Origin of the sequence: Hymenobacter terrestris, from assembly GCF_013377905.1 — a bacterium.
GTDB classification, from domain to species: domain Bacteria; phylum Bacteroidota; class Bacteroidia; order Cytophagales; family Hymenobacteraceae; genus Hymenobacter; species Hymenobacter terrestris.
The window spans coordinates 34,324-45,850 of the sequence record NZ_JABKAV010000006.1 but is presented as its reverse complement, the minus strand read 5'-3'; the positions used below and the strand labels follow the sequence as shown (position 1 = coordinate 45,850).

The 11,527-nt window shown below is 58.6% G+C and carries 12 protein-coding genes; 9 read left to right on the top strand and 3 right to left on the bottom strand.

What is annotated here, in order from left to right; genetic code table 11:
* Window positions 1-22 precede the first annotated feature (22 nt).
* Together HW556_RS03655 and HW556_RS03650 are read right to left on the bottom strand one after the other, a co-directional pair.
* Window positions 23-250 (bottom strand): hypothetical protein, encoded by a 228-nt coding sequence (locus HW556_RS03655; protein ID WP_176898060.1) that lies wholly within the window; start codon window positions 248-250, stop codon window positions 23-25.
* A 103-nt stretch (window positions 251-353) separates the two neighbouring features.
* On the bottom strand, window positions 354-1,316 hold the full coding sequence (locus HW556_RS03650; protein ID WP_176898058.1) for a ribonucleoside-diphosphate reductase small subunit: 963 nt from the start codon (window positions 1,314-1,316) through the stop codon (window positions 354-356).
* Window positions 1,317-1,783: 467 nt separating this feature from the next.
* Here HW556_RS03650 and rplU point away from each other — a divergent pair, with 467 nt between their 5' ends.
* The gene (gene rplU / locus HW556_RS03645; protein WP_088462851.1) at window positions 1,784-2,089 is read left to right on the top strand and encodes a 50S ribosomal protein L21; all 306 of its coding nucleotides are present in this window, start codon (window positions 1,784-1,786) and stop codon (window positions 2,087-2,089) included.
* 115 nt (window positions 2,090-2,204) lie between these two features.
* On the top strand, window positions 2,205-2,522 hold the full coding sequence (rpmA, locus tag HW556_RS03640) for a 50S ribosomal protein L27 (protein ID WP_176898056.1): 318 nt from the start codon (window positions 2,205-2,207) through the stop codon (window positions 2,520-2,522).
* A gap of 190 nt (window positions 2,523-2,712) precedes the next feature.
* Here the strand turns inward: rpmA and ribD are convergent, their stop codons facing one another.
* The gene (ribD, locus tag HW556_RS03635) at window positions 2,713-3,732 is read right to left on the bottom strand and encodes a bifunctional diaminohydroxyphosphoribosylaminopyrimidine deaminase/5-amino-6-(5-phosphoribosylamino)uracil reductase RibD (protein ID WP_176898191.1); all 1,020 of its coding nucleotides are present in this window, start codon (window positions 3,730-3,732) and stop codon (window positions 2,713-2,715) included.
* A 128-nt stretch (window positions 3,733-3,860) separates the two neighbouring features.
* On the opposite strand from ribD, the gene prmC reads away from it, so the two are divergent.
* The 7 genes from prmC (at window position 3,861) to rfbA (ending at window position 11,290) form a co-directional block, all read left to right on the top strand.
* The gene (prmC, locus tag HW556_RS03630; protein WP_176898054.1) at window positions 3,861-4,733 is read left to right on the top strand and encodes a peptide chain release factor N(5)-glutamine methyltransferase; all 873 of its coding nucleotides are present in this window, start codon (window positions 3,861-3,863) and stop codon (window positions 4,731-4,733) included.
* A gap of 157 nt (window positions 4,734-4,890) precedes the next feature.
* On the top strand, window positions 4,891-5,487 hold the full coding sequence (locus tag HW556_RS03625; RefSeq protein WP_176898052.1) for an acyltransferase: 597 nt from the start codon (window positions 4,891-4,893) through the stop codon (window positions 5,485-5,487).
* Between the two features lie 72 nt (window positions 5,488-5,559).
* On the top strand, window positions 5,560-6,858 hold the full coding sequence (locus HW556_RS03620; protein WP_176898050.1) for a nucleotide sugar dehydrogenase: 1,299 nt from the start codon (window positions 5,560-5,562) through the stop codon (window positions 6,856-6,858).
* A gap of 132 nt (window positions 6,859-6,990) precedes the next feature.
* Window positions 6,991-8,022: a UDP-glucose 4-epimerase GalE gene (gene galE / locus HW556_RS03615; protein WP_176898048.1), complete on the top strand. Its 1,032-nt coding sequence runs from the start codon at window positions 6,991-6,993 to the stop codon at window positions 8,020-8,022.
* A 76-nt stretch (window positions 8,023-8,098) separates the two neighbouring features.
* Entirely contained in the window at window positions 8,099-9,151 is a 1,053-nt protein-coding gene (gene rfbB / locus HW556_RS03610; RefSeq protein ID WP_176898046.1) for a dTDP-glucose 4,6-dehydratase, read from the top strand.
* Window positions 9,152-9,281: 130 nt separating this feature from the next.
* Window positions 9,282-10,289, top strand: coding sequence for an SDR family oxidoreductase (locus HW556_RS03605; protein WP_176898044.1), 1,008 nt, complete (start codon window positions 9,282-9,284; stop codon window positions 10,287-10,289).
* A 128-nt stretch (window positions 10,290-10,417) separates the two neighbouring features.
* Window positions 10,418-11,290 carry a glucose-1-phosphate thymidylyltransferase RfbA gene (gene rfbA, locus HW556_RS03600; protein WP_176898042.1) on the top strand — a complete coding sequence of 291 codons (873 nt, stop codon included), beginning with the start codon at window positions 10,418-10,420 and terminating at the stop codon, window positions 11,288-11,290.
* Window positions 11,291-11,527: the final 237 nt, after the last annotated feature.

The window sequence follows — 11,527 nt, the reverse complement described above, 5'->3', positions numbered from 1 at the left end:
CGCCCTGGCGAATGGGGCCGTCTTACCGGCTCCGCTTCCCCAGCCACACCGCGCCGCCCAGCACCAGCAGCGCCCCTACAGCCAGCGCCCCCACCGTTACGCCCGGCCCGAAGTCTTTGCAGGAGCAAGAGGTAAATACAGGCTTGCCGTTGAGGCGCAGCCGGCGGCGGCAAAAGGCGCAGGGCGACAGGCTGGGGTCTACCTGGCCCGGCAGGGGCCATTGGTCGCGGGGTTCAAGGGAGTAGCTCATGCGCTTGATACAGCGCCTAGCGCAATGGTAACCCAACCAAAAAGGCTCCGCTTCCCAGACAGGAAGCGGAGCCTTTTTAGGTATGACAGTGCTGACTTTCAGCTTAAAAGTCCTCGTCGAGCGAGAAGGCGTTTTCGGTCCGCTCGCTCATCACGCCGGCTTTCTGGTACTCGGCCACGCGCTTCTCGAAGAAGTTGGTTTTGCCCTGCAGCGAAATCATTTCCATGAAATCGAAGGGGTTGGTGGCGTTGTAGATGCGGCTGTAACCTAACGATTCCAGCAGGCGGTCGGCCACGAACTCAATGTACTGGTTCATGCTCTTGGCGTTCATGCCAATCAGGTTCACGGGCAGCGCGTCGGTCACGAACTCCTGCTCGATGCTTACGGCGTCGCGGATGATTTCCTGTACCCGGGTCTCGGGCAGCTTGTTCTGCAGGTGGTCTTTGTAGAGCAGGCAGGCGAAGTCGCAGTGCAGCCCTTCGTCGCGCGAAATCAGCTCGTTGCTGAACGTAAGGCCCGGCATCAGGCCGCGCTTTTTCAGCCAGAAAATGGAGCAGAACGAACCCGAAAAGAAGATGCCCTCCACGGCGGCAAAGGCAATCAAGCGCTCAGTGAAGTTCTCCGAGTTGATCCACTTAATGGCCCAGTCGCCTTTTTTCTTCACGCAGGGTACCGTTTCGAGGGCGTTGAAGAGGTAGTCCTTCTGCTTGGGGTCTTTGATGTAGGTGTCAATCAGCAGCGAGTAGGTCTCGCTGTGGATGTTTTCCATCATCACCTGGAAACCATAGAAGCAGCGGGCCTCAGCCATCTGCACTTCCTGCATGAAGTTGATGGCCAGGTTCTCGTTCACGATGCCGTCGGAAGCCGCGAAGAAAGCCAGCACGTGCGAAATGAAGTGCCGCTCGCCATCGTTGAGGTTGTCCCAGTCCTTCTGGTCCTGGCTCAGGTCAATTTCCTCGGCCGTCCAGAACGACGCTTCCGCCTTCTTGTAGAACTGCCACACGTCGTCGTGCTGAATCGGGAAAAGAACGAAGCGGTTGGGGTTTTCGGTGAGTAAGGGTTCCATGCAGACGGGGTGAAAGGCGGAAAATAGCAGTGCGGGGAAGGCCGCACTTGGCTAACTCGGGCTCGGAAACAATGTTTACCGGCTTCTCAGCGCGGCTCAAAACCAAAGATAGCCCACCACTTTGGGAAAGGCGACCTCGTGCTAACATTTTCTGCCCATCCCACCGCTGGCCAGCTACTGCCCTGTTCCGAACTGGGGCCGCCGGAGCAGTGGAGAGACAGAAAGGCCCAAATCAGGGTTTTTTATAGCCTGAAAGTGAAAAAAGTGAAATAGTTATCCACATTTGCCCTGTGGATAATGATAGTTATCCACAGAGTGTTATTCGCGTACCCGTCAGCGTGTTCCTTAGATAAGTGCGTTTAGCGGCTGTTTGGATAGGCGCTCTGCTATTTAGTCAGTTAGAGTTTGGATATGTGAAACGTTACGGGTACTTTTGCCTTCCAATTTTCAGAAACACCTAGACGCCGATGTACGCAATTGTCAACATAGCCGGTAAGCAGACCAAGGTCGAAGCCAATAAATTTGTATACGCCCACCGTTTGGCTGGCAACGTTGGCGACGAGGTGCAGCTGGGCAAAGCCCTGCTGACCGATGATAACGGAACCCTCACCATCGGCTCGCCGCTGCTGGACGTGACCGTAACCGGTACCATCCTCGCCCACGTGAAGGGCGACAAGGTGCTTGTATTCAAGAAGAAGCGCCGTAAGGGCTACAAGAAGCTGAACGGTCACCGTCAGCAGTTCACCAAAGTAATGATCAACAGCATCGCGTAATTATTGAGCGGCAAGCTGCAAGCCACAAGCTGCAAGCCTGTTGTTTAGTAAGTATCGGGCTCAATTCCACCATAAAGCTTGCAGCTTGTAGCTTGCAGCTTATAGCTCAAACAAAATGGCACATAAGAAAGGCGTAGGTAGCTCCAATAACGGCCGCGAATCGGAATCCAAGCGCTTAGGCGTTAAGATCTTCGGTGGTCAGTCCATCATCTCCGGCAACATCATCGTGCGTCAGCGCGGTACCAAGCACCACCCCGGCCAGAACGTGGGTATGGGCAAGGACCACACTCTGTTCGCTATGATCGACGGTACGGTGCAGTTCCGCAAGGGCCGCAAAGACCGTTCGTTCGTATCGGTAGTAGCCGGCAACGTAGTTGCCTCGGAGGTTCACACCTCGGCTCCCGCTTCAGCCGAAGCGCACGACAACGCATAGTTTTTGAGCCGTTAGCTGATGGCTTTCTGCTGTTAGCTCGGTTCAAAAAGCAAAGCCCCTGCCGGCTCTTCTCCTCTCAGGGAGGAGGGCCGGCAGGGGCTTTTGTGCTATAGGTTGTGCCGTTGAACGGAACCGTTGCAGTAGCGCGAACGGCGGGCAGCGACAAGCCCCGCCCCTACAGCACGACCAGCTAGCCAATAGCTCGTAAAAACACAAATACCTCATCCTCACCCAGCCGGAACTGCTCGTGCAGGCCGCACAGGCCCAGCTTGGGCGCAGGCACGCCGCCGCCCAGCCGCTTGGGAGCCCGAATAACGCGGGCTTCATCCCAGAGGCCATCTTTGAGCAGCGAGTTGAGTACTGTGGTGCCGCCTTCTACCAGCACCGACTGTACCTGCCGCTGGTACAGCTGGCGCAGCATCTGCGGGAAAAGGTCTTCCGCTTCCGAAAGCACCACAAATTCGAGATTGGGGCGGCTGGCCCGCTCGCGGTAGGTGAATACCAGTGTGGGTTGGGCGCCGTCGAAGAGGTGATGCGTAGGCGGTAGGCTCAGGTTTTTGTCGATGACTAGGCGCAGTGGGTTCTGCCCAGGCCACTCGCGCACATTCAGGCGGGGGTTGTCGTGCAGGGCCGTGCGGGTGCCCACCAGAATGGCCTGCTCCTCGGCCCGCCACTGGTGCACCGCTACCCGGCTCTGCTCGCCGCTTATGGCCACCGATTGGTAATAGGGTCCTGCCAAATAGCCGTCGGCAGTTTCGGCCCACTTGAGCACCACGTAGGGCCGTTGCTGTTCCTGGGCCGTGAAGAAGCGCCGGTTCAGCCAACGACCTTCCGCTTCCAGTACGCCGGTTTCCACTTTGATTCCGGCCTCGCGTAGCTTCGTGATGCCCCGGCCAGCCACCAGCGGGTTGGGGTCAGCGTTGCAGATAACAACTTCCGCCACCTGCTTTTCGATTAGTAAGTCGGCGCAGGGTGGGGTTTTGCCGTGGTGGGTGCAGGGCTCCAGCGTCACGTACACCCGGCTGCGGGGTAGCAGCTCCGGCTCCACCACACTGTTGATGGCGTTTACTTCGGCGTGGGGGCCGCCGTATTGCCGGTGCCAGCCTTCCCCGATAATGCGGCCTTCGTGGGTGATAACGCAGCCCACCAATGGGTTGGGCCGGGCGAAACCGGTGCCCAGCCGGGCCAGATCGAGGGCGCGGCGCATCATCAGCGGGTGGAAGTTGGGTGTAGGCGAGAACACAAGTGGGGGGGGCAAGCGCAAGGGGTGGGAGGGTGAAGATGCGCGGCCGGCCTAAATGGAGCCGGCGGCTGGGGCAGAGGCCGTACTTTTGCCCCATGCCCACGCTCCGCCAGCTCACCGCCGACCTTCGCACTGCCCTGCAGGCAATTTACGAACCCCCGGAAGCCGAGGCTATGGCTGCCCAAGTGCTCGAACACCTGCTTGACCTCACACCCCTGCAACGCCGCATGCGGGCTGATGAGCCGCTTGGGGAAGACGTTCGGTTGGACACGCTGCCCGCTATGCAGGCGCGGCTGTTGCGCCACGAACCGTTGCAATACGTGCTGGGCGTGGCCCACTTTGCCGGGCTGGAGCTGGACGTAACGCCCGCCACCCTCATTCCGCGCCCCGAAACCGAGGAACTGGTAGAGCTGATTGCCCGCGAGCAGCGCGGCCGCTCCGGGCTGCGGGTGTTGGATGTGGGCACCGGCTCGGGCTGCATTCCGCTGGCGCTGGCCGCCCGGCTGCCTGGGGCCCGGTTCACGGCCGTTGATGTATCGGCCGAAGCGCTGGCGGTGGCCCGGCGCAATGCGGCGCGGTACGGCGTAGCAGTGGACTTTCAACAAGTAGATATTCTGGCCGCCGTGCCCCGGCTGGATGCGCCATTGGACGTGCTGGTGAGCAACCCGCCCTACGTGCTGGAAAATGAGCGGACCCTGATGCGGCCCAACGTGCTGACCTACGAGCCCGCCACCGCCCTGTTTGTCCCCGATCATGATCCGTTGCTGTTCTACCGCCGCATTGCTGAGTTGGGCCGGGAGCTGCTGGCGGCGGGCGGGGTGCTGTACTTCGAAATCAACGAGCAGTTTGCACCCGAGACGGAGGAGCTGTTGCGCGGGCTGGGCTACTCTGCCGTAGGGAGCCACGAGGATATTTTCGGCCGGCCCCGCCTGGTGCGAGGAACCTGGACGGGGGCTTTTACCAGCTAAAAATTTGAACTGCTGCGACATGAAGCGGCGCTTTGTACACCTGCTTTCAGTCCCTGACCCGCTGAGCTATAAACCCCTCGGGTTTTTAAGGCAAAAAACTTCCCCGCTCAAAACCTTACCTTTGCCGGCTCAATTATTGCCGGCCCCGCCTGCCCGTATGACCGAAACGATACCCGCCTACTACGCCCACCCAACCGCCGTCATCGACGAGGGGTGCCGGATTGGGGCAGGGTGCCGTATCTGGCACTTCTGCCACGTAAGCACCGGGGCAGTGCTGGGCGAAGGGTGCAACCTGGGCCAGAACGTTTTCGTAGCCGACGGCGTGAGCTTGGGTCATAATGTAAAGGTGCAGAACAACGTGAGCCTCTACGCCGGCGTAGAGTGCGCCGACGACGTGTTTGTAGGCCCCTCCGTAGTGTTTACGAACGTGCGCAACCCCCGCGCCGCCGTGCCCCGCCGCGGCGACGACCACTACCTGCCCACCCGCCTCGGGCGAGGGGTAACCATTGGAGCCAATAGCACCGTAGTGTGCGGAGTTACGCTGGGGGAGTACTCCTTTGTAGGGGCTGGCTCGGTGGTAACGCGCGACGTGTTGCCCTATGCTTTGGTGTACGGCAACCCCGCCCGGCCCCGCGGCTGGATGAGTGCCCACGGTCATCGGCTGAACTTCGATGCGGCCGGCTGGGCTACTTGTCCCGAAAGCCGGCAGCAATACCAGCTTACCAACGGCCACGTTTCACGGCTCAATAGTTAGTGTCCGTTTTCAGAAGAACAGATAGTAAGTCATGCAAGACTCTCAGATTTCAAGCTCCCAAGACCCTATACCGTGTACGACCAACTAGTTAACAAGCAGGCCAAGCTGGCCGTTATCGGCCTCGGCTATGTGGGCCTGCCCATTGCCCTCGAATTCGCCCGCAAAATCGAGGTTATCGGTTTCGATATCAATGCCAAGCGCGTAGAGATGATGCGCAACCAAGTAGACCCGAGCGGCGAGCTGGTAGCTGCCGACTTCGACGGTTGCGACATCTCCTTCACCGACTCGCTCGACGTGCTGCGCGAGGCCACGTTCTTTATCGTGGCCGTGCCCACGCCCATCGACGAGCACGCCCAGCCCGACCTGCGGCCGCTGCTCGGCGCCTCGGCTTCGGTGGGCAAGGTGCTCAAGAAGGGCGATTATGTGGTGTTCGAAAGCACCGTGTACCCCGGCTGCACCGAGGACGACTGCATTCCGGTGATGGAAAAGCACTCGGGCCTGAGCTTTGCCAACGGCGACTTCAAGGTGGGCTACTCGCCCGAGCGCATCAACCCCGGCGATAAGGAACACACGCTCAGCAGCATTGTGAAAGTGGTGGCCGGCTGCGACGCCGAGTCGTTGGAGGACATTGCCAAAACCTACGAGCTGGTGATAAAGGCCGGCGTGCACCGGGCCAGCTCCATCAAGGTGGCCGAGGCGGCTAAAATCATCGAAAACACCCAGCGCGACGTAAATATTGCGCTGATGAACGAGCTGTCGATGATTTTCGACCGCATGAACATCAACACTTACGAAGTGCTGGAGGCCGCTGGCACCAAGTGGAACTTCCTCAAGTTTTCGCCCGGTCTGGTGGGTGGCCATTGCATCGGTGTCGACCCCTACTATCTCACCTACAAGGCCAAGGAGCTGGGCTACGATGCTAAGGTGATTTTGAGCGGCCGCACCACCAACGACAACATGGGCGCCTACATCGCCCGGAAAACGGTGCAGATGATTATCAAAAAAGGCAAGGACGTGGCCAAAAGCCGGGTGCTGGTAATGGGCGCGACCTTCAAGGAGAACGTGGAAGACATCCGCAATTCCAAAGTCGCCGATGTAATTCAGGAACTGAAGAACTTCTCGGTGAACGTGGACATCGTGGATCCACATGCCGACTCCGACGAGCTGTTCCACGAGTATGGCTTCCGCCTGACGCCTGCCGCAGAGGTGCGCACCGACTACGACGCCGTAGTAGTAGCCGTGAGCCACCAGCCCTACACCGAGCACGACGAAGCCTACTTTCAGTCCATTACGTCGGACGACGCCGTGCTGGTCGATATCAAGGGCCTGTTCCGTGGCAAGGTGAAGGAAATGCAGTACTGGAGCCTGTAAATCGGTTGATTTGTTGAATGAACACAACGACATGCTAATCTTGTCGAAGCATCTTCGCCGCAGTGCTAATCAAAGAAGCTAGCCAGCGGTAGAGATGCTTCGACAAGCTCAATATGACAGACGCCAACAGAAATGAATCGAACGAAAATACTGGTAACGGGCGGCGCGGGCTATATCGGTTCGCACGCGGTAGTAGAGTTGTATCAGGCCGGTTTTCAGCCGGTTATCGTGGATAATTTTGCCAATTCTCAGGAGTCGGCGCTGTGGGGTGTGGAAGAAATTCTGGGCGTGAAAGTGCCGCTGCACCGCATCGACTGCAACGACGCCGAGGCGCTGCGGGCCGTGTTTGCCGAGGAAGGCAGCCTGCGTGGTGTTATTCACTTTGCCGCCTACAAGGCGGTGGGCGAGTCGTTGGAGAAGCCGCTGGAGTACTACCAGAACAACGTCGGCTCGCTGCTGACGCTGCTGACGGTGATGCGCGAGTTCGGGGTAGAGGCGCTGGTGTTCTCGTCGTCGTGCACCGTGTACGGTATTCCCGACGCGCTGCCGGTAACCGAGCAGACGCCTACCAAAATAGCCAGCTCCCCCTACGGCGCCACCAAGCAGATGTGCGAGGACATTGTGCGCGACGTAGCCGTAGCGCCGGGTAACAAGCTGCGCACCATTCTGCTACGCTACTTCAACCCGATTGGGGCGCACGCTTCAGCCAAAATTGGGGAGTTGCCGCTGGGTGTACCCCAGAACCTGATTCCGTATGTGACCCAGACCGCCGCCGGCATCCGCGAGCAGCTGACCATCAACGGCGACACCTACGACACGCCCGATGGCACTAACATCCGTGACTATGTACACGTGGTAGACCTAGCCAAGGCGCACGTAGTGGCCGTACAGCGCCTGCTGGCCGGTACCGGCGACATGGTGCAGACCTTTAACGTAGGTACCGGCCGCGGCAATTCGGTGCTTGAAGTGGTGCAGGCTTTCGAGCGCGCCACCGGCGTCAAGCTCAACTACCGCATCGGCCCGCCCCGCCCCGGCGACGTGCCCGCCATCTACGCCGACGTCACTAAGTCGGTGCAGGAACTGGGCTTCCAGACGTCTTCCTCCTTGGAAGAGGCGCTGGCCAGTGCCTGGAAGTGGCAGTTGTCTTTAGCTGATGGCCAATAGCTGTTAGCGCTACGTTCAAACAAACTATTCAACAGAAAGCGAGCAGCGAACAGCTGTCAGCTAAAAGCGCAAGAATATGAAAATCATCATCACCGGCGGGGCCGGCTTCATTGGGTCGCACGTGGTGCGCTTGTTCGTAAACAAGTATCCGGAGTATCAGATCTTGAACTTGGACGCGCTGACGTATGCCGGCAACCTGGAGAACCTGCGCGACATCGAGACTGCGCCCAATTACCGCTTGGTAAAGGGTGATATTACGGACCAAGCCTTCGTGGACGAGCTATTTGCCCGCGAGGAGCCTGACGCTGTGATTCACTTGGCTGCTGAGAGCCATGTGGACCGGAGCATTACCGATCCGCTGGCCTTCGTGAAGACCAACGTGCTGGGCACGGTACATCTGCTGAATGCCGCCAAAAACCTGTGGAAACCGCTGGGCTATGAGGGCAAGGTGTTCTACCACGTGAGCACCGACGAGGTATATGGCTCGCTGGACTTCGGCCCCGAAATGTTCACCGAGGACACCAGCTACGACCCCCGCTCGCCCTATTCGGCCAGCAAGGCGGCCTCCGACCACTTTGTGCGCGCTTGGCACCACACCTACCACATGCCCATCAAGCTGAGCAACTGCTCGAACAACTACGGCCCCAACCACTTCCCCGAGAAGCTCATTCCGCTGGCTATTCACCGCATCCAGAACGGCGAGGCCATTCCGGTGTACGGCAAGGGCGAAAACGTGCGCGACTGGTTGTTCGTGAAAGACCACGCCACCGCCATTGATGCCGTATTCCACAAGGGCACCGTGGGCGAAACCTACAACATCGGCGGTGTGAACGAGTGGGCCAACTTGGAGCTGATTCATCTGCTCTGCGACACGCTCGACGAGAAAACCGGTAAGCCCCAGGGCACCTCCCGCCAGCTCATCAAGTTTGTAACCGACCGCGCCGGCCACGACCTGCGCTACGCTATCGACAGCAGCAAAATTATGAACGAGCTAGGCTGGAAACCGTCTGTTACGTTCGAGCAGGGCTTGGGCCTGACTGTGGACTGGTACCTCGAAAACCAGCAGTGGCTCGACAACGTGACCAGCGGCTCTTACCAGGACTACTACCAGAAGCAGTACAACCGTTAGGCTAGGGTAAAAGGAACGTCATGTTGAGCTTGCCGAAGCATCTCTACCGCTGACGTTTGATTACTATTCAAGCGAAGCGATAGAGATGCTTCGACAAGCTCAGCATGACGTGCTGATTACCCCAAACAGAATGTACGAAACTCCTTTCCACGACCGGCCGCTCGATAACCTGGCTTTCCTCGTAACCGGCGGGGCCGGCTTCATCGGCTCGAATCTGGTAGAATATCTGTTGAGATACGGAGCCAAAGAGGTGCGCGTACTCGACAACTTCTCCAATGGCTTCCGCAAGAACGTAGCGTTATTTGCCGACAATCCCGCCCTGCATGTGGTGGAAGGCGACATTCGCGACCGGCAGACCTGCATTGATGCCTGTAAGGGTATTGATGTGGTGCTGCACCAAGCCGCGCTGGGTTCCGTGCCGCGCTCCATCAACGACCCCATTACGAGCAACGACGTGAACGTAGGTGGCTTCGTGAACATGCTGGTGGGCGCCAAAGAGGCGGGCGTAAAGCGCTTTGTGTACGCCGCCTCATCATCGACCTACGGCGACCATCAGGCCCTGCCCAAGGTGGAGGACCGCATCGGCAAGCCGCTGTCGCCCTACGCCGTAACCAAGTATGCCAACGAGCTGTACGCCGACGTGTTTGGCAAGACCTACGGCATGGAAATCATCGGACTGCGCTACTTCAACATCTTCGGCCCGCGCCAGGACCCGAACGGTGCTTACGCGGCCGTTATTCCGCTTTTCATCGATGCTGTACTGGAGGGCCGTCCGCCCAAAATGAACGGCGACGGCGGCCAGACCCGCGACTTCACGTTTGTGGAGAACTGCGTGCAGGCTAATATTAAGGCGGCACTGGTCGACAGCAAAGAAGCGGTGAACCAGGTGTACAACGTAGCCGTGGCCGACCGTACTTCCCTCAACGACTTGTTCAACATCCTCAAGGCCGAAGCCGGCTCCGACATCGTGCCCGAGTACGGCCCCGACCGTGCCGGCGACATCCGCGACTCGCTGGCCGATATCAGCAAGGCCAAAAATCTGCTCGGCTACGAGCCCAAAGTGCGGATTCAGGAAGGGCTGCAGAAGACGCTGGAGTGGTTCAAAGCACACCCAGATTTCATTGCCGAGCGAAACTAATAGCACGTCATGCTGAGCGGAGCCGAAGCATCTCTACCGCTTCGTTGGAATTACTCTACGAGGTGGTAGAGATGCATCGGCTCCGCTCAACATGACGTTTCTTCATTCAAAACTCTAACACCCCAGATATGAAAGGTATTATCCTCGCCGGCGGCTCCGGCACCCGATTGCATCCGCTCACGCTGGCCGTATCCAAGCAGATGATGCCGGTGTACGACAAGCCGATGGTGTACTACCCGCTGTCGATTCTGATGATGGCAGGCATCCGCGAAATCCTCATCATCACCACCCCCCACGACCAGGAGCAGTTCAAAAAGCTGCTCGGTGATGGCTCCAAGCTGGGCTGCCGCTTCGAGTATGTGGTGCAGGAGGTGCCCAACGGGCTGGCCCAGGCCTTTGTGCTAGGTGCCGATTTCATTGGCTCCGACAAGGTGGCGCTGGTACTCGGCGACAACATCTTCCACGGAGAAGGCATGGAGGAATTGCTTAAGAGCAACAACGACCCTCAAGGCGGCGTGGTGTACGCTTACCACGTGCACGACCCCGAGCGCTACGGCGTAGTCGAGTTCGATGCCAACAACAAGGCGCTCAGCATCGAGGAAAAGCCTGAAAAGCCCAAGAGCAACTACGCCGTGCCGGGCCTGTACTTCTACGATAACGACGTGGTGCAGATTGCCCGCGACCTAAAGCCCAGCCCCCGCGGCGAGTACGAAATCACCGATGTCAACCAAGAATACCTGCGCCGGGGCAAGCTGAAAGTGGGCATCTTGGGCCGTGGTACTGCTTGGCTCGACACGGGCACCTTCGAGAGCCTGATGCAGGCCGGCGAGTTCGTGCGCGTACTGGAACAGCGCCAGGGCTTGAAAGTAGGCTCCATCGAAGAAGTGGCCTACCGTCAGGGCTTTATCGACGCCGACCAGCTCCGCACTATTGCTGAGCCGCTGCGCAAAAGCGGCTACGGCGACTATCTCATGCGCCTGCCCGAGCAGCTGCTGATGTAGTTGACTGGAAAAGAATAGCGCATATAAAAAAGAGGTGAAGACTTCGTGCTGATAGCCCAATCGGGCTTCGGCCGAAGTCTTCACCTCTTGCGGGTACAGCTGTATTATATGGTTAATTGAGTCTGGTTCTGTTTGGTATGTATCTTCTGTAGGCGTGGCAGGCTATTGGGATATTATTTCGAGTCCCATAAAAGTGAAGTGGAATCCGGGTTAATTAGCAGCCCGTATATTTGCGGG